Annotated in this window: 25 protein-coding genes and 1 pseudogene; 6 read left to right on the top strand and 20 right to left on the bottom strand. The window is 71.4% G+C overall.

Annotation, left to right across the window (positions count from 1 at the left end):
- Positions 1-70: 70 nt before the first annotated feature.
- Positions 71-1069 carry an alpha/beta hydrolase gene (locus tag FV234_RS10410; RefSeq protein ID WP_147829132.1) on the top strand — a complete coding sequence of 333 codons (999 nt, stop codon included), beginning with the start codon at positions 71-73 and terminating at the stop codon, positions 1067-1069.
- A 7-nt stretch (positions 1070-1076) separates the two neighbouring features.
- Here FV234_RS10410 and FV234_RS10405 read toward each other — a convergent pair whose 3' ends face one another.
- The 8 genes from FV234_RS10405 to FV234_RS10370 all read right to left on the bottom strand — a co-directional run bounded on the left by FV234_RS10405 (position 1077) and on the right by FV234_RS10370 (position 6941).
- Positions 1077-1403 carry a multidrug efflux SMR transporter gene (locus FV234_RS10405; RefSeq protein ID WP_147751710.1) on the bottom strand — a complete coding sequence of 109 codons (327 nt, stop codon included), beginning with the start codon at positions 1401-1403 and terminating at the stop codon, positions 1077-1079.
- Positions 1400-2557 (bottom strand): SDR family oxidoreductase, encoded by a 1158-nt coding sequence (locus tag FV234_RS10400; RefSeq protein WP_147761635.1) that lies wholly within the window; start codon positions 2555-2557, stop codon positions 1400-1402. The genes FV234_RS10405 and FV234_RS10400 overlap by 4 nt, the downstream gene beginning before the upstream one ends.
- A gap of 179 nt (positions 2558-2736) precedes the next feature.
- A complete protein-coding gene (locus FV234_RS10395; protein WP_187273638.1) occupies positions 2737-3507 on the bottom strand; it encodes a MipA/OmpV family protein in 771 nt (256 codons plus the stop codon).
- A 253-nt stretch (positions 3508-3760) separates the two neighbouring features.
- Positions 3761-4909 (bottom strand): endo-1,4-beta-xylanase, encoded by a 1149-nt coding sequence (locus tag FV234_RS10390; RefSeq protein ID WP_238272426.1) that lies wholly within the window; start codon positions 4907-4909, stop codon positions 3761-3763.
- Positions 4910-5111: 202 nt separating this feature from the next.
- Positions 5112-5432, bottom strand: coding sequence for a nitrile hydratase accessory protein (locus tag FV234_RS10385; protein WP_147761633.1), 321 nt, complete (start codon positions 5430-5432; stop codon positions 5112-5114).
- Positions 5429-6106: a nitrile hydratase subunit beta gene (gene nthB / locus FV234_RS10380; RefSeq protein WP_147815530.1), complete on the bottom strand. Its 678-nt coding sequence runs from the start codon at positions 6104-6106 to the stop codon at positions 5429-5431. The genes FV234_RS10385 and nthB overlap by 4 nt, the downstream gene beginning before the upstream one ends.
- A complete protein-coding gene (nthA, locus tag FV234_RS10375) occupies positions 6103-6738 on the bottom strand; it encodes a nitrile hydratase subunit alpha (RefSeq protein ID WP_147829128.1) in 636 nt (211 codons plus the stop codon). Before nthA ends, nthB begins: the two co-directional genes overlap by 4 nt.
- 17 nt (positions 6739-6755) lie before the next feature.
- Entirely contained in the window at positions 6756-6941 is a 186-nt protein-coding gene (locus tag FV234_RS10370) for a hypothetical protein (RefSeq protein ID WP_147729728.1), read from the bottom strand.
- 275 nt (positions 6942-7216) lie between these two features.
- Here FV234_RS10370 and FV234_RS10365 point away from each other — a divergent pair, with 275 nt between their 5' ends.
- Positions 7217-7723: an Hsp20 family protein gene (locus FV234_RS10365; protein WP_147829126.1), complete on the top strand. Its 507-nt coding sequence runs from the start codon at positions 7217-7219 to the stop codon at positions 7721-7723.
- Between the two features lie 157 nt (positions 7724-7880).
- Positions 7881-8417 carry a hypothetical protein gene (locus FV234_RS10360; RefSeq protein WP_238272425.1) on the top strand — a complete coding sequence of 179 codons (537 nt, stop codon included), beginning with the start codon at positions 7881-7883 and terminating at the stop codon, positions 8415-8417.
- Positions 8418-8530: 113 nt separating this feature from the next.
- Here FV234_RS10360 and FV234_RS10355 read toward each other — a convergent pair whose 3' ends face one another.
- Entirely contained in the window at positions 8531-9370 is an 840-nt protein-coding gene (locus FV234_RS10355) for an SDR family NAD(P)-dependent oxidoreductase (protein ID WP_147829124.1), read from the bottom strand.
- A 143-nt stretch (positions 9371-9513) separates the two neighbouring features.
- Here FV234_RS10355 and FV234_RS10350 point away from each other — a divergent pair, with 143 nt between their 5' ends.
- Positions 9514-10944 (top strand): serine protease, encoded by a 1431-nt coding sequence (locus FV234_RS10350; RefSeq protein ID WP_147829122.1) that lies wholly within the window; start codon positions 9514-9516, stop codon positions 10942-10944.
- A 117-nt stretch (positions 10945-11061) separates the two neighbouring features.
- Here the strand turns inward: FV234_RS10350 and FV234_RS10345 are convergent, their stop codons facing one another.
- From FV234_RS10345 to FV234_RS10335, 3 genes are all read right to left on the bottom strand, one after another.
- Positions 11062-11217, bottom strand: coding sequence for a hypothetical protein (locus FV234_RS10345; protein WP_007563230.1), 156 nt, complete (start codon positions 11215-11217; stop codon positions 11062-11064).
- A 111-nt stretch (positions 11218-11328) separates the two neighbouring features.
- Positions 11329-12381 carry a cysteine synthase A gene (locus FV234_RS10340; protein ID WP_147829183.1) on the bottom strand — a complete coding sequence of 351 codons (1053 nt, stop codon included), beginning with the start codon at positions 12379-12381 and terminating at the stop codon, positions 11329-11331.
- A 146-nt stretch (positions 12382-12527) separates the two neighbouring features.
- Complete coding sequence (locus FV234_RS10335) at positions 12528-13919, bottom strand: L-serine ammonia-lyase (protein WP_147829120.1); 1392 nt, start codon at positions 13917-13919, stop codon at positions 12528-12530.
- A gap of 354 nt (positions 13920-14273) precedes the next feature.
- On the opposite strand from FV234_RS10335, the gene FV234_RS10330 reads away from it, so the two are divergent.
- Complete coding sequence (locus tag FV234_RS10330; protein ID WP_147753994.1) at positions 14274-15749, top strand: amino acid permease; 1476 nt, start codon at positions 14274-14276, stop codon at positions 15747-15749.
- A 37-nt stretch (positions 15750-15786) separates the two neighbouring features.
- Here FV234_RS10330 and FV234_RS10325 read toward each other — a convergent pair whose 3' ends face one another.
- The 7 genes from FV234_RS10325 to FV234_RS10290 form a co-directional block, all read right to left on the bottom strand.
- The gene (locus FV234_RS10325) at positions 15787-16347 is read right to left on the bottom strand and encodes a DNA-binding protein (protein ID WP_147829118.1); all 561 of its coding nucleotides are present in this window, start codon (positions 16345-16347) and stop codon (positions 15787-15789) included.
- Position 16348: 1 nt separating this feature from the next.
- Positions 16349-16627: a hypothetical protein gene (locus tag FV234_RS10320; protein ID WP_238272423.1), complete on the bottom strand. Its 279-nt coding sequence runs from the start codon at positions 16625-16627 to the stop codon at positions 16349-16351.
- Positions 16628-16699: 72 nt separating this feature from the next.
- Positions 16700-17725 carry a sulfate/molybdate ABC transporter ATP-binding protein gene (locus FV234_RS10315; RefSeq protein ID WP_306422429.1) on the bottom strand — a complete coding sequence of 342 codons (1026 nt, stop codon included), beginning with the start codon at positions 17723-17725 and terminating at the stop codon, positions 16700-16702.
- A gap of 16 nt (positions 17726-17741) precedes the next feature.
- On the bottom strand, positions 17742-18617 hold the full coding sequence (cysW, locus tag FV234_RS10310; RefSeq protein ID WP_147753992.1) for a sulfate ABC transporter permease subunit CysW: 876 nt from the start codon (positions 18615-18617) through the stop codon (positions 17742-17744).
- The gene (gene cysT / locus FV234_RS10305; RefSeq protein WP_147829116.1) at positions 18610-19464 is read right to left on the bottom strand and encodes a sulfate ABC transporter permease subunit CysT; all 855 of its coding nucleotides are present in this window, start codon (positions 19462-19464) and stop codon (positions 18610-18612) included. The genes cysW and cysT overlap by 8 nt, the downstream gene beginning before the upstream one ends.
- Positions 19465-19629: 165 nt before the next feature.
- Positions 19630-20622 (bottom strand): sulfate ABC transporter substrate-binding protein, encoded by a 993-nt coding sequence (locus tag FV234_RS10295; RefSeq protein ID WP_238272442.1) that lies wholly within the window; start codon positions 20620-20622, stop codon positions 19630-19632.
- 389 nt (positions 20623-21011) lie between these two features.
- Positions 21012-21218: a hypothetical protein gene (locus FV234_RS10290; RefSeq protein WP_147829114.1), complete on the bottom strand. Its 207-nt coding sequence runs from the start codon at positions 21216-21218 to the stop codon at positions 21012-21014.
- A gap of 113 nt (positions 21219-21331) precedes the next feature.
- Here FV234_RS10290 and FV234_RS10285 point away from each other — a divergent pair, with 113 nt between their 5' ends.
- Positions 21332-21535 carry a hypothetical protein gene (locus FV234_RS10285; protein WP_147829112.1) on the top strand — a complete coding sequence of 68 codons (204 nt, stop codon included), beginning with the start codon at positions 21332-21334 and terminating at the stop codon, positions 21533-21535.
- A 15-nt stretch (positions 21536-21550) separates the two neighbouring features.
- Here the strand turns inward: FV234_RS10285 and FV234_RS26155 are convergent.
- A pseudogene (locus tag FV234_RS26155) lies at positions 21551-21855 on the bottom strand (hypothetical protein); the annotation flags it as partial.

Genomic DNA, 21855 nt, shown 5'->3' with positions numbered 1-21855 from the left:
GACGGCCGGTACGATCGTGATATTGGAGGGGTTCGAGGTGCGTTCAAGACCCGGCCGGACGACGGGCCAGATGCGGCAGGACGCCGCACTCCTCAGCCTGCACGACACGCCTGGAAACCCGGTCCCGCCCGGCGCCACGGTGATGGCGGTCGGCACATCCGACGACTGCACCCTGCGGGCGGCGCGCTGGTCCGCGACGACCCGGACCTGCAAGGGCACGGTCTGCCTGCTGCAGGGCCGGGCCGAGTTCATCGAGAAGTACTACGAGACCATCCGCGACCTGCGCGCCCGGGGTTTCGCCGTCGTCGCCTTCGACTGGCGTGGCCAGGGCTCGTCGGACCGTCGGGTCGACGACCCGCACAAGGGCCACGTCGCCGCCTTCGACGACTACCGTCGCGACCTGCTGGCGATCCGCGACGCGGTGCTGGTGCCGTTCATGCCCGACCCGCACGTCTGCCTCGCCCATTCCATGGGCGGCTGCGTGGCGCTCACCGGGGCGCTGGACGGGTGGCTCCCGTTCCGGCGGATCGTCACGGTGGCGCCGATGCTGTCGATCAAGATGGTGCGCTCGCCCGCCTTCGCCTCGGGCGCGACGCGGCTGCTGCAGCGCCTCGGCCTCGGCAGCCGCTACGTGCCCGGCGGCGGCCCGGTCTCGATCGCGACGAAGCCCTACCCGAACAACCGGCTGACGCGGGACCCGGCGCGCTACGCCCGCAACGCCGCCGCCGCGCTCGCCGTCGGCGCCGGCGCGGTCGGCGACCCGACCATCGCCTGGACGGCGGAAGCCTTCCGCGCGGTGGCGCGCCTGCGCGACCCGCGCGTGCCACCCCGCATCGCGACCCCGACGCTGATCGTGGCGGCCGGCGCCGACCCGGTCTGCGGCACGCCGGCGGCCCAGCGCTTCGCCGCGCGGCTCAAGGCCGGTCACATCCTGGTGCTGCCCGACGCCCGCCACGAGATCCTCTCCGAACGCGACGCGATCCGGGAGGATTTCTGGGCGGCGTTCGACGCGTTCGTGCCGGGCTCGCCGGTGCGGGCGGTGGACGATAGGCGGTTGGCGACGGCGTGAGTCCTTCTCAGGCCTCGACGCGCGCGCTCGCCAGGATCGCCACGCCGCAGGCGATGACGGCGATGCCGGCGATCATCGGCAGCGTCACCGGTTCGCCGAACAGAAGCGCACCGCCGATCGCGGCGCCGACCATGCCGACGCCGGCCCAGATCGCGTAGACGATTCCGATCGGCAGCATGTCCATGCTCGAGGACATCAGCCAGAGAGCCGTGCCATAGCCGAGAGCGACGATCAGGGTGGGGATCGGCCGGGTCAGGCCGTCGGCGGCCTTCAGCGCGAGGGTCGCGGAAATCTCGGCGCCGATCGCGACGGCCAGCGTCAGGTACGGGCTCATGCGCTGGCCGCCAGCGCGTCGCCGGCGGCGCGGGCCTCGGGCGCGGGGGGCGGCACGGCGAACATCTCGATGTCGTCGGCGAACTGCTCCACGATCGTCGCCCCGTTCGCCAGGCACACCGGCAGGTAGGCCGGCAGCGTCGGCGCGGGCGCAAAGCCCTCGGCGAGCAGGCGATCGTTGGCGAAGGTCACGTCGAGGGCGCAGAACGCATAGTACGCGCGGACGGCGCGGAGCATCGCCTGCTTCAGCGACCCGTCGAGGCCGAACACCTCGGCGAAGCGCCGGCGCAGCACGGCGCGGTCGGCGACGAGGTCGAACTGCCGGAAGGCGCGCCGTCCGTCGCTCGGCTCCGCCGCCTCGAAGGCGGCGATGACCTCGGCCCAGGTGGTACGGCCGCGGGCGCCGGCCGAGAGGTGGTAGAGGTCGTGGGCGAGCGTCGGCTTGGTCAGGAGCCCGATCAGGGTCTCGGCGACCCAGTCGGCCGGGACGACGTCGACGTGGCTCTCCGGCGCGCAGGGCAGCATGCGCAGGGCGTCTGCGGCGCGCAGCACCCATAGGATGCTGGAGCTCGGCCCCGCGCCGAGGCTCGCATGGCCGACGACGATCGAGGGGCGGGCGACGACGACCGGCAGGTCGGGGAAGTGCTCGGCCAGCGAGGTCTCGGTCGCCGCCTTTGAGACCGTGTAGGCGACCATGTGCCGGGCGTCGGCCGCCGGGTAGTCGTCCTCGGCGACGAATTCGTCGGCGTCGGCGCCGCAGATCATCGCGGTGCCCACATGGAGAAAGCGCTGCAGGTCTGGCATCGCCCGGGCGCGCCGTGCCAGCGCCAGCGTTCCGTCGTGGTTGGTGCGGTAGACGCGCTCGTCGCCCCACCACGAGGTGTCGGCCGCCAAGTGCAGCACATGGGTGCAGTCGTCGAGGCGCGGGTCCCGGTCGATGTCGGCCCGAGTGAAGTCGCCGGGCACCACTTCGACCTTGCGGGCGAGGCGCTGGGCGGTGAAGGCGTCGGTGAAGCGGGAAAGCCGCGCCGCGATGCGCTGCCGGCCCTGCTCGACGCCGGCGCAGCGCACGAGGCAGACCCAGGTCGCGTCGTCGCCGCCTTCGAGCGCCCGGTGCAGAACCGCACCGCCGATCAGCCCGGTCGCACCCGTCAACAGTATCCGTGGCACGGTCCGCCCCCCTCTTTCGAAGAGGCATAGCCAGAAACGTTTGGATATAATCCCTGGAATCGTTGCGTCAGCGACGATCGGGGTTCGATTGTGCCCGACCAGCAACATTCACGCATTCGTGAGTATCAACACCACGTTATACCTTCGGTTGTCGCTGCACCCCGTCACCGATCGGTCCGAATCGAGTAGATCGCCCCCACAGACACCGTGACGTCGTTCGGCGTGCCGACGCGCCGGACGATCGGGCTTCCGGCGGCCGAGGCGACGAGACGGTCGTAGCGGACGGAGCCGAGCGTCCGCCACGCGTCGGACCAGTCGTAGGCCAGGGCCACGATCGCGCCGGCCGAGCGGGTTCCGCCGGTCGCGCGATAGGGCGTCAGGCGCGGGTTAGCGTTCGCGGAGGCCACCGGCACGTCGAAGTCGAGGCGCATCGCGGCGGCATCCCCGAGCACGAGGCGGGGGCCGCCGCTCAAGGTGAAGCGGCCGGCGGTGCCGACGAGGTCGGCGCCGAGCTTGGCGACGACGCCGTCATGGGCACGCAGCCCCTGCGTGACCTCGGCGCGGAGCCGCAGGACGTCGTCCACCGGCCAGACCTCGCCGAACAGGCCGAGCGCCGCCGCGACCGGGCGGCGCGGCAAGCCTGCGAGGCTGCGGTCGTCGTGCACGGAGCGGCCGCTGCGGACATCGAGCACGGCCCCGGCCTGGATCGCGGGGGCGTCCACCAAGGCGACGTCGAGGGCGTCGTCGGGCGAGAACCATTCGCGGGGGGCGTCCACCTTGCGGAAGGAGGCGTAGGGCAGCCCCCAGAGGCCGACCGCGCGGGCGCCCTGGAAGCGCGCGCCGGTCCCGGCGAAGCCCCCGACGGAGATCACGGTGCCCGGCTCGAACAGGGCCGCGAGGTCGTCGGCACACCCGGGCGACGGACCGAGGGCCACGCAAAACGCGATCCATCCCGCAGCGAATCCCACGGGTGCGCGGATCGTCCTCTGCCGAGCCCGCATCCGGCCGCTCGCGCTCAAACCCGGCCTCCCACGGCTCGACCGCCGCGCGCGAACGTCCCGACCGGCCATCGCGACCTTTCACGGATCGGCCGGCTCGGAAACGGCCGGCGCGATCATTTTCCCGCGACCTCTCCGCACCGGACTCACGGCCGCAGGAACACACGCGGAGCGTGAGGGCGGGCGCGGCCTAGCGCAGCTTCGCCCGCGCCGCCGAATGGTCCGGCGCCTGGCCGAACACCGCCTTCATCGCATGCCAGAGCGGCTTGCGCTTGAACTGCGCATCGAGCGGAAGCGCGCGCTGCGGCAGGCCGTCCGGACGCTTGCGGTAGGGGTGGTCGTTCAGCCAGGTGTCGGGGTCGTAGAGGTCCCAGGACATCACGTTCAGCACGGCGGGCTCGGCCGCCACCACCTCGAGGTAGGATTTCGCGAGGTCGGCGACCTTGCGATCGCGGGTGGCGACGTCGGCAGGGAACGCCCGGTCGTCGATGTCGAACTCGGTGATCTCGATGCCGAGCCCCATCGCCCCGATCTCCCGGAGGAAGCGACGGAGCTGGCCCTGGTCGATCGGCACCGTGCTGGTGATGTGCGATTGCAGGCCGAAGCGGCGGATCGGCACGCCGCGCGCCAGCATGCCCTCCAGACGCTTGAGCACGCGGATGCGGCGCGCCTCCATCCACGGCACGCCCTGCTCGACCGCGTCCTCGTTCCAGCACCCGGCCGCCTTCGGGTCGACCTCGTGCAGGATGCGGAAGGCGAGATCGACGTAACCGGGGCCGAGCGCCGTCAGCCACGGGCTCTCGCGCAATCCCTCCGGGCCGCCGCCGTCCTGCGACAGCACCTCGTTGACCACGTCCCAGGAGGCGATCTGCCCGCGGTAGCGGCCGGCCACGGTCTCGATCCAGCGGCGCAAAAAATCCTCCGCCTGGGGGGCGGTGGCCCGGGCCAGCAGCGGGCGCACCCAAGGCGGCAGCGCCTCGTGCCAGACCAGGGTATGCCCGCGCATCCGCTGGCCGTTGCTGCGGGCGAAGCGAACCAGGGCGTCGGCCTGCGCGAAGTCTGTCTTCCCCGGCTCGGGCCGCACCACCTCCATCTTCATCTCGGTGCCGCAGACCAGCATCCCGGCCTCCCGTGCCACCGCCTGCCGGTAGGCAGGGTCGCGCGCGAAGCGGAAGCCGGGCACCTCGGCGCCATAGGTCAGCCCGGTGCGGGCGGCGGCCGCCTGCAGGCTGTCGGCCGCCCAGGACGGCCGGCCCATCGGCCCGAACGGATCGTTCGCGGCGCGGGCCGGCGCGGCGAGAAGGCCCGCGGCGCCGGCGAGGAGGCTGCGGCGGGTCATCGGGCCGACATCGCACGCCGTGTCGAGGGCGGCACCGCGGGCTCCCTCTCTCATAGGGAGAGGGTCGGGGTGAGGGGCGTGACCTCTCCGGAAAGTTCTCATCCCTCACCCTGTCCCTCTCCCGCTCTGGAGAGGGGACCCACGCCTACATCGGACGCATCGCGCGGTCGGCGATCCGGCGTCGTGTCGGCTGACGCGTCATTCATCGCCGGAACAGCGGATCGTTCTCCAGCGCGATCGGCAGGCCGTGCGGGGTCGCCTCCGCCGCGCGGAGGAAGGCGTCGCGGCGGGCGTCGAGAGTGTCGGCGTCGGCGATGCCGCGGGCGGCGAGGATAATCTCCAGGGCGGCGAGCCAGCGGCCGTAATTGGCCGGCGCCTCGGGGCCGTCTGCGGGGCGGATCGCGGCGCCGAGGGTGTCGGCCCACTCGGCCCAGGTGAACAGCCCCGATTCCTGTAGCGACACCACCATCGCGAAGACCTGCGCCTCCCACGGCGCCGAGAATGGGGAGGCAGGCACACTCACGTGCGGCCGCCCGCGATGTAGTGCTCGAACACCGCGACGGTGACACGCCCGTTCGGGTCGGCGTCCTCGCCCCAGAGCTCGCTCGACGGGAAGGCCACGGTGTAGAGCCAGTCCGGGTTCTCGCCCTCCCCGTAGGCGTTGGTGTCGGGCAGGACGAAGGTGCCGTGGACGCGCAGCACCGTGCCCCTCTTGGCCCGCACGTAGCGCGGCAGGCGGGTGTGGGTCGGCGGGTGGATGTTGCGCATCGTCACCGCGTCGCCGACCGCGAAGCGCGCCGGCGCCGGGGCGGGCCGGTCGCTCGGGAAGCCGGCGCGGTAGCGCGGCTCCAGGATGTCGGCGGTGAGGACCCGGGCCACCGGCGCCGGGTCCGGGTCCGGGTCCGGGTCAGGAACGCCGCGGGCGATCTCGTCGGGCCGCGCGAGGCCGTGGGCGGCGAGCTGGCGCTCCAGCGCGTCGAGCCAGATCGCGTAGTAGCTCGACCGCAGGTAGTCGGCCGGCGGCATCGCCTCGCGGGCGGCGCGGCTGCCGTCCAGCGTCCAAGCGCCGGTGAAGCCCATCGCCATGGCCAACGCGAAGACACGGCTTTCCCAAGCTGCGTGGAACACCGGCTCGTCGGGTTCTGGCATCACCGGGCCGAGCCCGTGCATGCCGCCGAGATCCTGGGCGCCGTTCATGCTGGCACACTTGCGGGAACACTTGCGGGTGCGCCCGGCAGCCCGGTGCCGATCATCGCGTCGCGGGTGACCAGGGCTGCGAGCTGGCGCTCGTCGAGGGCCTCGGTCCCGGCCGGCCGCATCGGCAGAACCATGTAGCGCAGCTCGGCGGTGGAATCCCACACGGTGATCCGCGTCGCCTGGGGCAGGCGCACCCCGAACGCGGCGAGCACGCCGCGCGGGTCGATCACGGCGCGGGCGCGGTAGGGCGGCGCCTTGTACCAGACCGGCGGCAGGCCGAGCACCGGCCAGGGGTAGCAGGAGCACAGGGTGCAGACGACGAGGTTGTGCTCCTCGGGCGTGTTCTCGACCACCACCATGTGCTCGCCGCCGCGCCCACCGATGCCGAGCTCGGCGATGGCCGGGGTGGCGTCGGCCAGGAGCCGTTCGCGATAGGCCGGATCGACCCAGGCACGGGCCACCACCTGCGCCCCGAGATGGGGGCCGACCTGCGTCTCGTAGCGCTCGACCAGCGCATCGAGCGCCGCCGGCTCGACGTAGCCCTTCTGCACGAGGATCGATTCGAGCGCCCGCACCCGCGCCTCGACGGGGGACAGCTCGCTGTGATCGTGGTCGTCGTGGTGGTGGGCCATCCGAGCCGGCGCCCGCCTCAGGCCAGGTCGAGCGAGCGCTCGAACGCGGCAGCGTTCGAGGCGTGGCCCTTCGGATCGGTCACCACGATGTCCTTGAAGCCGCGCCGAGCCAGTTCCCAGGTCTTCTCCAGGGCCTGGTCGGCGGTGCCGCACGCGAACGTCGCGGGCCGGCCCGCATGGTCGTTCGCCTTCACAGTGTACACGGCAAGCTCTCCTGATCGTTCGAATCGAACATAAACGGATGTGGCGTCGCCTGCGAGGATCGGGAAGGGGTTTTGGGACGCCGCCCAGATTCAATCGGAGAGGCCCGTCCCGCACGACGCGGCGACCTGATTTCGAGAAACGCGAATTTTTTGGGAACCGGATCACGCGCCGGTCGTTTCTCACGCGCGAGGCCGAACGACGGCTCGCGCTACGGGCGCCGGGTCAAGGCATCCGGCGACCCTTGTCATCACGTTGCTCCAAGGAGGATGTGGTCATGAGGACCCTCGATTTTGCACCGCTCTACCGTTCCACGGTCGGCTTCGACCGACTGTTTTCGATGCTGGACCAGGCCACGCAGGCCGAGGCCTCGTCGACCTGGCCGCCCTACGACATCGAGCGGGTGGCGGACGACGAATACCGCATCACCATGGCCGTCGCCGGCTTCGCGCCCGACGAGATCGAGCTGACGCAGCACGATTCCAGCCTTCTGGTGACAGGCCAGAAGACCTCCTCCGAAAACGCGCGCCAGGTCCTGCATCGCGGCATCGCGGCCCGCACGTTCCGCCAGACCTTCAACCTGGCCGACCACGTGAAGGTCGTCGGCGCGAGCCTTGAGAACGGCCTGCTCACCGTCAGCCTCAAGCGCGAGGTGCCCGAGGCGCTCAAGCCGCGGCGCATCCCGATCGGCGGGTCGCAGGACGCCGTGAGCCAGGCCGTGGGGCGCGAGTCCGCCGGCCAAGACAACGCGCCGCGGATCGAGTCCACGCGCAAGGCCGCCTGAGGCGGCAGCGTGGGCGGGGCCTGAACCCACGGGGCCCTGCCCGACCGCGAACCGAGCCCCCCGCGAGCCTCGCCGGGCCCGCGGGGGCATGACGACCCCTATCGCCCATCCAACCCGTAACAGGAAGTAGACCCGTATTCAGGAAGGAGGATCGTCGATGATGCAGACGCACCTTTTCCACTCCGGGGACACCGGCCCCGACATGAACGTGGGCGTCGGCCCCGGCCGGCCCCCCGTCGGCGCGCACCAATCGGGCGGCGCGCTTCCGGCCTCGTTCGAGGCTTGGCAGGCGCTCGTCGCCCCCGGCGACGTGTTTCGCCACCCGCGCGAGGTCCTGTCCCACCCGATGCTCTCGCCGGCGGACAAGCGCGCGATCCTGGTATCCTGGGCGTCGGATGCCTGCGTGCTCGAAGGGGCGCCGGGCATGCGGTGCCTCGTCGGCAGACGGGCCGAGCCGGTCTCGATCGACGCAGTGCTCGCGGCGCTCGGCGAGCTCGACCGGGAGGTCCGGCGGACGGGGCCTCCGGCGGCACGCGCGGCACCGCGCCGCCTGCGGCGTCTCACGGACCTGCATCGCTACGTCCGTCCGAGGCGGCGCGACGACGACGACGACCCGCCGCCGTGCCCGGTCGGCGTGATGCCGCGCCCGAAGACTCCCCCGAGCGCGGCGCTCGCCGCCGCCATCCCGGCCTGACGGCCGAGTCAGGTCTCGGCGCTGAGCGTGCTTGAAGCGCGCGAAAGCCCGGTGCGGCCCCGCACCGGGCTTTCGTCGTGGACGATCCGACGCCGGGTCGCGTCTTCGCGCGCCTACCCCTCCATCGCCCGCTGGAACGCTTCCGCATGATCCGGGTGCCAGCGCGAGAGCGCCGGGCGGTTCTCGATGATGTCGCCGGCAGCCCACGCGATCCGGCGCTCGTCCTGGGCGCGGGTGGTCTCGTTGTCGGGGCACAGGACGTAGAAGTCGCCCTCTTCCATCCGACCGAGCAGGAAGGTCACGGTCTCCTCCGGCGTCCAGGCGCCGGGCGGTTTCTCGGCGACGCCGCGGGCCTTGGTCAGCCCGGTGTAGACGAAGCCCGGGATCAGCAGGTGCGCCGTGGTGCGGCAGCCGTCCCGCCCGCGCAGGTCGTGGGCGAGCGCCTCGGTCGCCGCCTTCACCCCCGCCTTCGAGACGTTGTAGGGCGTGTTGCCCGGCGGCGTGGTGATGCCCTGCTTCGAGCCGGTGACGATGACGGCGCCGGGCTTGGCCCCCGCGATCATCCCCGGCGCGAAGGCGTGGATGCCGTTGATCACCCCCCACAGGTTGGTGTCGAGGATCCGGCGCCAGGTGTCGGCGTCGGAGAACAGCTTGCCGCCCGCCTCGATGCCGGCGTTCAGCATCACCACCGCAGGCGGTCCGCTCGCGGCGACCGCCTGCGCGAACGCCTCCATCGCCGCGCGATCCCCGACGTCGAGGGCAACGGCGCGGACCTCCACTGCTGCGAGCTTCGCCACCTCGGCGCGGGAGGATTCGAGCGCCTCGCCGGGAAGGTCGGCGAGCCAGACGTTCATGCCGGCCCGGGCGAAGGCCTTCGCCGCCGCGAGCCCGATGCCGCTCGCGGCGCCGGTGACGACGGCCGCACGGCCGGGTTCGATCGCTGGATGGGTCATCGGCGCCTCTCACTGAACTCAGCTTCGCGGTGAGGGTGGGGCGTCCGCCCGGATTGTCGAGGGCCGCGCAAGCCCTGCGCCCTGGCCATCGGCAGCGGCCTCTGCCACCGTCCGGCACGTTCCACGCACCGGGAATCGCCTGCATGCCCGCCCGCGCCCTGTCTGCCGCCCGCCCGCTGTCCGTGGCCCTCGCCCTGCTCGCCGCGCCCGCCGTCGCGCAGGCGCCGAAGGTGCCGCCGCCGCGCGCGCCCGCCACCGCGCCGGACCCTGCCTTCGAGGCGATGCGGGCCGCGTTCGAGGCGCTACCCGAGGCCGAGCGCAAAGCGCTGCAGGACGCGCTGGTCTGGACCGGCGACTACAACAGCGTCGTCAACGGCGCCTTCGGCCGGCGGACCTTCGAGGCGCTGAACGCCGCCCGCGCCCGCACCGCCGGGGCCGACCCCCTCGACCCCAGGAGCCGCGCCGCGATCCTGGCCGCGGGCGAGGCCGCGCGGAAGGCCGTGCGCTTCGCCGTGCTGGCTGACCCGGCGAGCGGCGCGGTGCTCGGCGTCCCCGAGCGGATGGTGCCCAAGCGCAGCGCCGTGCCCGGCGGCACCCGCTGGCAGAGCGCCGACGGGCGGCTGACCCTGGAGAGCCGGTCGTTTCCCGCAGGCAGCACCGACCTCGAGGCGCTGTTCGCCCGCGCGACCGCGCCGCTCGCCGACCGCAAGGTGACGTACAAGCTCAAGCGGCCGGACTTCATCGTGGTCACCGGCGAGACCGCGTCGGGGCGTTCCTACCTCCGCTACGCCGCCGGACCGGCGGGCATCCGCGGCTTCGCCATCGGCTACGAGGCGGCGCAGGCTGCGGACGTCGACCGCCTCGTCATCGCCATCGCCAACAGCTTCGTGCCGTTTCCCAACGCGCCGGCCGAGGCGCCCAGGATCGCGGCCGTGCCGGCAACCAAACCGCCGGCCACGGGCCTGCCCCCGGCCGGCATGACCTCGCAAGTGACGGCCCCGCAAGTGACGCCGCCGCAGGTGGTCGGCACCGGCCTCGTCGTGGCGCCGGGCCGCGTGTTGACCGCGTCGTCCGTGGTCGAGACCTGCCCGAACCTGCGGGTCGGCGCCGCCCCGGCCAAGGTCCTGCGCAGCGAGCGGGGTCTGGCGCTTCTGGAGGCCGCCGGCCTGCCGGCACCGAAGCTGCCGGGCCTGCACGGGACCTCCGCCTCCGAGGATCGGGTGGTGGTCGCCGCCGACGGGGCGGGTGTGTCGGTGGCCCCGGGGGCGATGTTCGCTGCGATGTCGGGCGAGGCGCGGGTGACGGCACCGCTTCAGCCCGGGTCGGCGGGGGCACCGGTCCTCGACCGCGCGGGCGGCCTCGCGGGACTCGTCGCCCGCTATCCCGCCGCGCCGCGGCTGGTGGCGGGCGTGGTGCCGCCGGCGAGCTTTCCTGTGATCCCGGAGGACGTGATCGCCGCATTCCTGGCCGAGGGCGGCATCGCCACGAAACCGTCGGCGGCCACCGCCGGCAGCGTCGGCGCCGCCGCCTCGGCAGTCGGGGGCGCCGTGATCGGGCTCGGCTGTACGAGATAGGGCCTGCCGCGCGATCCTCGGATCACGCGACAGGCCCCTTTGTCGTCGTGTGGTCGCCCGTCCTTCAAGCGAGCCGGCATCCACCTCGGTCGGACGAGCTTCGCGCCCGCGCCGGCGTCAGAGACGGCCGGTGACGAGCAGAACGATCAGGACGATGAGCAGGATGCCGCCGAGGCCGAAGCCCGGGCCGCGGTAGGCGCCGCCGCCGAGGAAGCCGCCACCACCGAAGGCGAGAATGATCAGGATGATGAGCAGAATGGTGACGAGCGACATGAAGGAAGTCTCCGCGGGAGCGCACGGGTCGTGAGCTTGACCGTGCAAACGCCGCGACAATCCGTTCCGTTCAAATAATTCGCACGCAAACTGACGGACGGTTTTGCCGGCTCAGGCGTGCCAGTCCGGCAGCGGGTCGGCGGGCCGGTCGAGCCAGTCCGGGCTCGGCAGGTTGCGCTCGCGCAGGAAGGCCGGGTTGAACAGCTTCGAGGCGTAGCGCGCCGCCCCGTCGCACAGGATCGTCGCGATGGTGTGGCCCGGCCCAAGCGCCCGCGCCAGCCGGATCGCCCCGGCGACGTTGATGCCGGACGAGCCGCCGAGCGACAGCCCTTCCGCGCGCATCAGCCCGAACACGATGTCGAGCGCCTCGGTATCGCCGATGCGGAAGGCGTGGTCGGGGGTGAAGCCCTCGAGGTTCTTTGTGATCCTGCCCTGGCCGATGCCTTCGGTGATCGAGGAGCCCTCCGCATTCAGGGTGCCGGTGGTGTAGTGCGCGTAGAGCGCCGAGCCCTCGGGGTCGGCCAGCGCGATTGCGACCTTGGGGTTTTTCGCCCGCAGGGCGGCTGCGGTTCCCGCGAGCGTGCCGCCGGTGCCGGCCGCGCACACGAAGCCGTCGACGGTGCCGCCGGTCTGGTCCCAGATCTCGGGGCCGGTATGCGCCTCGTGCGCGCCGCGGTTGGCGACGTTGTCGAACTGGTCGGCGAAGAACGCCCCGGCGGGGTCTTCCGCCGCGATCCGCTCGGCGAGGCGCCGGGCGACGTGGACGTAGTTGTCCGGGTTGGAGAACGGCACCGCCGGCACCTCGACGAGCCGGGCGCCGGCCAGCCGCAGCGTCTGCTTCTTCTCCTCCGATTGCGTGACGGGGATGACGATCACCGTGCGGTAGCCGCGCACCGACGCGACCAGCGCCAACCCGATTCCGGTGTTGCCCGCCGTGCCTTCGACGATGGTGCCGCCCGGCCGGATCAGCCCGCGCGCCTCCGCGTCTTCGACGATCGCGCGCGCCGCCCGGTCCTTCACCGAGAGGCCGGGATTCAGGAACTCGGCCTTGCCGAGGATTGTGCAGCCGGTCTCCTCCGACGCCCGGCGCAGCCGGATCAGCGGCGTGTTGCCGATCGCCGCCAGCACGTCGGGGCGGGTGGCGTGATCCGGGTTCGTCGCCATGCCCATGTCGCTGCCTCCGTGTCGCCCGCGCCCCGCGCGGCGCCGCCTTGCGATAGCCCGGACGGCGGCCGGCCGGAAGGCGGCCGCGGCGCCGGTCGGCTGGTCGGCTGGTCGGCGCTCACGTCGCCAGGGCGGACGCGGGGTCGTCAGCATTCGGGAAGGTTCACGGCCAAGCCGCCGAGGCTCGTCTCCTTGTATTTTGTGCTCATCTCCTCGCCGGTCTGCCGCATGGCCGCGATGCAGTTGTCGAGGGGCATGAAATGCGAGCCGTCGCCGCGCAGGGCGAGCGAGGCGGCCGCGACGGCCTTCGTGGCGCCGATCCCGTTCCGCTCGATGCAGGGCACCTGCACCAGGCCCGCGACTGGGTCGCAGGTCATCCCGAGATGGTGCTCCAGCGCGATCTCGGCCGCGTTCTCGACCTGCTCGGGCGTGCCGCCGAGCACGGCGCACAGGCCGGCCGCCGCCATCGCGCTGGCGGAGCCGACCTCCCCCTGGCAGCCGGCCTCCGCGCCCGAGATCGAGGCGTTGTGCTTGATCAATCCGCCGATGGCGGCGGCCGTCAGAAGGAAGTCCTGAACGCGGGCCGGGTCGGCGCCGACGCACCGGTCCAGGTAGTACCGGATCACGGCGGGGACGACGCCTGCGGCCCCGTTCGTCGGCGCCGTCACCACCTTGCCGCCGGCCGCGTTCTCCTCGTTGACCGCCATGGCGTAGACGCCCAGCCATTCCGTGACGCTGTGCGGCTGCTCCCGGTTCGAGCCCTGTTCGGCAAGCAGCTGGTCCCGGATGCGCTTGGCCCGGCGTCGGACGCGAAGACCTCCGGGCAACTCGCCGTCCCGCGACAGCCCGCGCTCGATACAACCGCCCATCGTAGTCCAGATGCGCGCGAGCCCCGCGTCGATCTCGGCTTCCGAATGGCTGACGGCCTCGTTCGCGCGCTTCATGGCGGCGATGGACAAGCCGCTGTCCCGCGCCATGCGCAGCATCGCGGCCGCCGATTCGAACGGGTAGGGCCAGAGCCGCGGGTCCGCGGCGTCGGAAGATGGCGGCAGGACGACGTCGCGTTGCGCGGCGGTGAGGATGAAGCCGCCGCCGATCGAATAGTAGGTCTCGGACAGGACCGGCGAGCCCTGCCCGTCGCAGGCGGTGACGACGAGCCCGTTCGCGTGGCCGGGCAGCGGAGGCCCGAAATCGAACGCGACCGCGCTTTCGGGATCGAAGGCGAGAACCGGAAGCCCCGGCAGGACGAGGCACTTGTCGACGCGCAGGTCCTCGAGCCGGCGCTCGGCCTCGGCCATCTCGATGTCGGCGGGCCGGTAGCCGAGCAGGCCGAGCGACACCGCGCGGTCGGTGGCATGGCCCTTCCCCGTGAAGGCGAGCGACCCGTACAGGGTCACGCGCACTGCGGCAGCCGCGCCTTTCGCCGGACTGGCCCGCAGAAGGTCGAGGAAGTCGGCCGCCGCCGTCATCGGCCCCATCGTGTGGGACGAGGACGGCCCCAGGCCGAGCTTGAACACGTCGAATACGCTGAGGAACATCAAGACGTCCTGTTACGGCCCCGATCTGCACCCCGTGGCACCGCGGCTGGCCTTCTATCGCACTCCTTGCGCCGGCAGTCCCTGGTTTTGCCTACGTCGAGGATGTCGAGCATGCGGCCACGTAGGGACAGGCGCCCCCGTCCCACCCCGACCAGGCGCCAATCTGTCCGAACCCATCCTTCCGATCCGATCTCGAACCCAAGCGCCATCGCCGCGGCGCGATTTTTGCGGTTCCGTTCGAACCACGCTCGGCCGAGGACGGCCCGAAACCGGGGGATCGCCCGCAGCGGCGGCTGGCGTCGTCCTCGACCGGCCGACATGGTGCTGAATCTCGCTTCGTGGATCGGAGAGATCATGGCGTCCAAGGACCAACCCTCCGGCCTGACGGCGCGCAAGACCGTCGAGGACATCATCGCGGGGGGTGAGGGCGACGGGCATCAGCTCTCGAAATCGCTCGGCCTGTTCTCGATCATCGCGATGGGCATCGGCGCCGTCATCGGCGCCGGCATCTTCGTGCTCACCGGCACCGCGGCCGCGCAATATGCCGGGCCGGGGATCATGCTGTCGTTCGTGGCCGGCGGCATCGCCTGCGCCTTCGTCGGGCTGTGCTACGCCGAGATGGCGGCGCTGATCCCGGTGGCGGGATCGAGCTACACCTACACCTATGCGACCTTGGGCGAACTCTTCGCCTGGATCATCGGCTGGGACCTGATCCTCGAATACGCCATGGGCGCCGCCACCGTGGCGGTCGGCTGGTCGGGCTACGTCGTCAGCCTGCTCAAGGATGTCGGGCTGGTGATCCCGGCCCGCTTCACCGCCGCGCCCGGCACCGCCGTGAAGCTCGCCGACGGCTCCGACGCCACGGCGTTCGCGAACCTGCCGGCGGTGCTGATCGTCGCGCTGCTGACGCTGCTGCTGGTGCGCGGCACCAAGGAATCGGCCCGGCTGAACAACATCATGGTGGCGGTGAAGCTGACCGTGGTGATCGCCTTCATCGTGCTCGGCTACGGCTACATCAAGCAGGCGAACTGGACCCCGTTCATCCCCGACAACGACGGCAATTTCGGCCATTTCGGCTGGAGCGGCGTCCTGCGCGGGGCGGGCGTGGTGTTCTTCGCCTTCATCGGGTTCGATGCGGTCTCCACCGCCGCGCAGGAGGCGAAGTCGCCCCAGCGCGACATGCCGATCGGCATCCTCGGCTCGCTCGCGATCTGCACGGTGCTCTACGTGCTGGTCGCCGCCGTGCTCACCGGCGTGGTGCCCTACAAGGATCTCAACGTCCCCGATCCGATCGCCAAGGGCGTCGACGTGATCGGGATCGCGTGGTTCTCGGCGCTGATCAAACTCGGGGCGCTCACCGGCCTGACCACCGTGATCCTGGTGCTGCTCTACGGCCAGAGCCGGATCTTCTACACCATGGCCAACGACGGCCTGCTGCCGCGCCTGTTCGCCCACGTGCACCCGACCTATCAGACGCCCTATCGCAGCCAGCTCCTGATCGGCTCGGTGGTGGCGGTGGTGGCCGCCCTGGTGCCGATCGGCATCCTCGGCGAGATGGTGAGCATCGGGACGCTCGCCGCCTTCATCCTGGTCTGCGGCTCGGTGATCTACCTGCGGCGCTCGGACAAGAAGCGGCCCCGCCCGTTCCGCGTGCCCTACGTGCCGATGGTCCCCCTGCTCGGCATCCTGTCCTGCCTGTTCCTGATGGCGGGCCTGCCGCTCGACACCTGGATCCGGCTCGTCGTGTGGATGGCGATCGGCTTCGTGATCTACTACGTCTACGGCCGCAAGCACTCGGTGCTGCGGCGCCGGGACGGGACGGCAGCGTAGGCCGGGGAGCCTCCCGGCCGCGAGCCCAGATGCCGCCTTAGGCCGTCCGGTAGAGCAGCACGCGGCCGGCCGAGATCAGGTGCAGCAGGCCGTCGAAGTCGGCGATGTTGCGGGTCAGAACGGTGAGCCCGAGCTTCTGCGCCAGCAGGAACAGCACGCAATCCTGCAGCGCGCGCAGGCGGCCGTCGGCGGCATAGCCCTGTAGCCGGCAGAGGATGCCGGACAGCAGCGCCGCGCGGCCGAGCACGTCCGCAGCGAAGACCCGATGCGGCCGCATCGCATCGATCTGCCGCCCGATCGCCGAGACCGCCGCCACGGTCCGCGGGTCGTCCGGGTTCAGGACGCCGACCGTGCGCATCAGTTCCTGGATGGCCACGGTCGCGTGGTTGACGGGCCGCGTCGTGATCGCACGGACGACGGCGGCCGGCGCACGCCCCTGGAGGCGATCGATGGAGACGCAGGTGTCGAGCAACAGGGCAGACCCGGCCACCTGAGCCGCATCGAGAAACGGCAGATCCGCGTCGCGCCGACGCGCGAGGGTGGCGCGCGGCGCGAAGCGCGCCCAGCGGACGGCCGCTGCGAAATCGAAATCCGCCACCTCAGAACCCGAGCTTCAGGTCCGGGTCCACGGTACCGCCCACCGCCTCGAACACGGTCGCGAAGTCGTCGTCCAGCGCGAAGGCGATGAGGTCGGTATCCGCCGCGATGCCCGTGCGCCGCTTCGCCTGGTCGAGCAGGGCCGGGCTGATCCGGCTGCTGATGCGCGTGCTCTTGTCGGCCAGCAGCCCGGAACGTTCGGCGGCCTCCATCACCGCCTCAAAACGGCTCCGCCCTGGGATCGGGCCGTTTGTGTCCGTGTTCGCTGCGGCCTTCGGCATCGCGTCACCCTGGCGTTCGACAAATTCGGTATTCGTCGAACATATCAACGGCCGACCAAGCCCAGAAGCGCCTCACCCGAACACGTATCCCCCGTTGATCCGCAGGCCGACCTCGCGGCCGGTGGCGTAGCGCTCGCCGTCGGAATCCTCGACGATCAGCAGGCCGCCGTCGGGGCGGGCGACCTCGATGCGCTGCCGGCCCTGGCTGCGGTAGGACGAGCGGACGGTGCCGGTGAGATGCGCGGTGGCGGGCTCCACCAGTTGCAGCTGCCAGGGTCGCACGAAGAGTTTGACGGGGCCGATCAGGCCGGCCGGCGCGACGACCGGCGTGGGCCGGCCGTCGACGCGGACCTGGCCGCCCTCCGTGATCGCCTCGACCTCGATCGCATCGCCGAGGAAACGCAGCACGGTGGCCGAGGCTGGGTTCTCCTGCACTTCGTCGGGGGTGCCGACCTGCTCGAGGCGGCCGCGGTCGAGCACCGCGACCCGGTCGGAGAGCTCCAGCGCCTCGTCTTGGTCGTGGGTGACGAAGATCGTGGTCTGGCCGGTGCGGTCGTGGATCTCGCGCAGCCACCGCCGCAGGTCTTTTCGCACCTGGGCGTCGAGGGCGCCGAACGGCTCGTCCAAGAGGAGGACACGTGGCTCGACGGCGAGGGCGCGGGCCAGCGCGATGCGCTGGCGCTGGCCGCCCGAGAGCTGCGAGGGATAGCGGTCGGCGAAGCCCGAGAGCCGGATCAGGTCGAGCAGCTCGCCGACGCGGCGCTTGATCTCGGCGGCCGGCGGGCGCTCCGAGCGCTTCCGCGCGTTCAGGCCGTAGGCGATGTTGTCGGCCACGCTCATGTGCTTGAACAGGGCGTAGTGCTGGAACACGAAGCCGACGGCGCGCTGCTGCACGGGCAGGAAGGTCGCGTCGTCGCCGCCGAACAGGATGCGACCGCGATCAGGCGTGTCGAGCCCGGCGATGATGCGCAGCAGCGTGGTCTTGCCGGAGCCCGAGGGGCCGAGCAGGCCGAGCAATTCGCCCGCGCGCACGTCGAGGTTGAAGTCGTGCAGGACGGCCGCCGTGTCGAAGGTCTTCGACAGGCCCTCGACGCGGATCGCGGTCGAATTCGCGTTAATGCCGTGCCCGCGACCCGAGCTCCGCCCCGTAGCGCCATTCGAGGAGGGATTTGAGGGCGAGCGTGACAAGGGCGAGTCCGGCAAGGAGCGAGGCGACGGCGAAGGCGGCGACGAAATTGTACTCATTGTAGAGGATCTCCACGTGGAGCGGGATGGTGTTGGTCAGGCCGCGGATATGCCCGGACACCACCGAGACCGCGCCGAACTCGCCCATGGCGCGGGCGTTGCAGAGCAGGACGCTGTAGAGCAGGCCCCAGCGGATGTTGGGCAGCGTCACCGTGCGGAAGGTGTGGAGGCCGGTGGCGCCGAGCGTCAGCGCCGCCTCCTCCTCGGCGTTGCCCTGCTCCTGCATCAGCGGGATCAGCTCGCGTGCCACGAACGGGAAGGTGACGAACACCGTCGCCAGCACGATGCCGGGCAGTGCGAACAGGATCTGGATGCCGTTGGCCTGCAGCCAGCCGCCGAACAGGCCCTGGCTCCCGAACAGCAGCACGTAGATCAGGCCCGAGACCACCGGCGAGACCGAGAACGGCAGGTCGATCAGCGTGATCAGCAGGCTCTTGCCGGTGAACTCGAACTTGGCGATCGCCCAGGCGGCGGCGACCCCGAAGACGAGGTTGAACGGCACGGCGATCGCGGCCACCGTCAGCGTCAGGCGGATCGCGGTCCAGGCATCGGGCTCGGAGAACGCCTCGAGATAGGCCCCGACGCCGCGCGCAAACGCCTGGGCGAAGACCGTGAACAGCGGCAGCACCAGGAACAGCGCCAGGAACACCACCGCGGTGCCGATCAGCAGGCCGCGCACGAGGCGGCCCTCGTTGGCGGCATCCTCCTGCACGGGGGCTGCGGCCGTCAGGCTCAGATCAGACATAACCGAACCTCCGCCGGCTCCAGGCCTGGATCAGGTTGATCGCCAGCAGGGTCAGGAACGAGATCCCGAGCATGATCGTGGCGATTGCCGAGGCGCCCCCGTAATCGAACTCGGAGAGCTTGATGACGATCAGCAACGGCGCGATCTCGGAGACGTAAGGCAGGTTGCCGGCGATGAAGATGATCGAGCCGTATTCGCCGACGCCGCGGGCGAAGGCCAGCGCGAAGCCGGTGAGCACCGCCGGGATCAGCGGCGGGAGCACCACCCTGGTCAGCGTCGTCCACCGGGTGGCGCCCAGCGTCGCGGAGGCCTCCTCGACCTCCTTGTCGATCTCGGCGATCAGCGGCTGGACGGTGCGCACGGCGAAGGGCAGGCCGATGAACACCATGGCGATGAAGATGCCGACCGGGGTGTAGGCGGCCTGGATGCCGAGCTTCGTCAGCTGCGCGCCGACGAGCCCGTTCGGCGCGTAGAGCGAGGCCAGCGCGATGCCCGCCACCGCCGTCGGCAGGGCGAAGGGCAGGTCGACCACCGCGTCGACGAGCTTGCGCCCGGGGAAGCGGTAGCGGGTCAGCACCCAGGCGACGAGGAAGCCGAACACCGAGGCGGTAAGCGCGGCGAGCAGCGACACGCCGAAGCTGATCTTGAGGGCGCTGGCGACGCGCGGGTCGGTGGCGACGTACCAGATCCCCGACAGGCCGAGGCCCGAGGCCTTGGCGACGAGGGCGGCGAGCGGCAGCAGCACCACCAGCCCGAGGCAGGTCAGCGTGTAGCCGAAGGTGAGCCCGAAGCCGGGGATCACGCTGGGTTGTCGGAAACGCCGCTTCGGGCGGGGTGGGGCGACCATGATGCCTCGACGGATCGTCCCTCCCCCCTCTGCGGGGGAGGGTGGCCCTCGCGTGAGCGAGGGTCGGGAGAGGGGAGCGCGTAGTCCGGAGAGGGCGCTCCCCTCTCCCGACTTAGCTCGCAGCCCACCCTCCCCCACAGAGGGGGGAGGGAAAGCGTGGAGCGTTTACCGCCCCTGGCGGCTCAACTGGTCGAACAGGCCGCCGGTGTCGAAGTTCTTCTTCTGGATCTCGTCCCAGTTGCCTTGGAGTTCCTCGATCTTGAACAGCTTGATCGCGGGCAGCTGCTTGAGGTCGGCCTCGGCCGCGGCCTGGGGCTTGAACGGGCGGTAATGGTGCTTGGCGAAAATCGCCTGCGCCTTGTCGGTGTAGAGGAAGGCGAGGTAGGCCTCCGCCTGCTTGCGGGTGCCCTTGCGGTCGACGTTGGCATCGACGAGCGCCACCGGCGGCTCGGCGTAGATCGAGGTCGGCGGCACGACGATGTCGAACTTGTCGGCGCCGAACTCCTGCAGCACGAGGTAGGCTTCGTTCTCCCAGGTCGGCAGCACGTCGCCCAATCCCCGCTGCGCGAAGGTGACGGTGGAGCCGCGCGCGCCGGTGTCGAGCACCGGCACGTTCTTGTAGACGGTGCCGACGAAGGCGTCGGCCTTGGCCGTGTCGTTGTCCTGGTTGTAGGCGTAGCCCCAGGCGGCGAGGAAGTTCCAGCGTCCTCCGGCCGAGGTCTTGGGGTTCGGGGTGATGACCTTGATGTCGGGCTTGGCGAGGTCTCCCCAGTCCTTCACGCCCTTCGGGTTGCCCTTGCGCACCAGGAACACCACCGTCGAGGTGTAGGGCAGCGCGTCGTTCGGCTGCTTGGTGCGCCAATCCGCGGAAATCTTCTTGGTCAGCTTGGCGATCGCGTCGATGTCGGAGGGGATGCCGAGCGTCACCACGTCGGCGTCGACGCCGTCGATCACCGTGCGGGCCTGCGAGCCCGAGCCGCCATGGGAGGCGCGCACCGTCAGCGTCTCGCCGGTCTTGGCCTTCCACTCCTCCGCGAAGGCCGCGTTGACGTCGCGGTAGAGTTCGCGCGTCGGGTCGTAGGAGACGTTGAGCAGGGCCGTCTGCGCCTGAGCGCCGCCCGCCGCGAACAGGCCGCCGGCCAGGCACAGCCCCGCCAGCGCCGTGCGACGCCCGATCCGTCCCGCGCGCCGTGTTCCGTTCCGCTCGCTCACGCCGATCCTCCGGTCATCACCGCGGGACGACGGCCTATCGGGCACCGTCCCTGACGAAGAAGTCGGGTTCTCGTTCGTTTTACAGAACGTTGTCAACTGGTGGATCGCCGTCCACCCATCCCAGGAACACGGCGGAAGACACGATCATTCTTCCGGCGCGTGCCTCAACCGAGCGGACGGCAACGGGGTCCTTCTACAGAAATGGCCTGCCAGAGAAGAGAAACGCGACGCGCGAAGCGTTTCTTAGAAAGAACGTTATGCGGCTCCGGCGTCATGTGTTCGCGCACGCAGATACACGACGCGGCCCGCCGAGCATGCCCGACGCGAAAAAATCCTCAGGCGTCGAGGTATCCCGCCTCGGCCAGGGCCTCGGCGACGGCTTCGAAGCAGGGCTCGCCGGGGGCGAAGCCGTCGGGATTCGGCTCGGACGCGTCGTCGTCGGCCTGCGGGCGGGCCGGGAGCGCATCCGCGCGCAGGCGGCCGCCGAGGCCGAAGAAGCTCGTGGCCGCCGTGAGGGCCCCGCCGATCGATCCTATCGTCATGCCACACCCCATTCGTGAACGGTTCGTTAACGATGGTGGCGGGAAAGCGTTGCACACGCAAGACGTGTGGGTCGGGACGCGTCGTCGGCCCTTGCCTGCGGCTCCGCGGTGACGTGGCCGGCCTGCATCGCCGGCGGGACTTTTCGCGGCTCGCCGGCGGCCCTGCGGACGGGGCCGGGCGGCCGGGCTATGGAATGCGGCGCGCCGGACCGGCGGCCCCAACCGACAAGATGTCCATGACCGTGATCGCCCTCGTGCTCGTCGCCAACCTGCTGCTGGCCGGCCTGTTCTCCCTCGTCGCCATCGCGATCGACTGACGGTTCGCGGAGCGGTCAGCCCCGCGCAGGGCGGTCGAGGGAGCGGTCGACCGGGCCGTCGAGGGGATGGAGGCGGTCGGCCGGCCCGGGGCCGGAGGCGGGCCGCCGCACCGGGCGCGACAGACGGCGGGCGAGTCTCTGGAGATCGGGCGGCGCGGCACCGGCCGGCGCATAGAGCGCGCGGTCGAGCGCGGCGAGGCCGGCCGCGGTGTCGGGGTCGGCGCGCCAGGCCTGCGCGAGGTCGGGCTCGGCCGACAGCGTCGCCGCACGGAAGCCCACGGCGTCGCCCGTGCCGGCCGCGCGGCGCAGGGCCGCCCGGG

The sequence above is a fragment of the Methylobacterium sp. WL8 genome, assembly GCF_008040045.1.
GTDB classification, from domain to species: Bacteria; Pseudomonadota; Alphaproteobacteria; order Rhizobiales; family Beijerinckiaceae; genus Methylobacterium; species Methylobacterium cerastii.
This window is presented reverse-complemented; position numbering and strand designations above follow the sequence as displayed.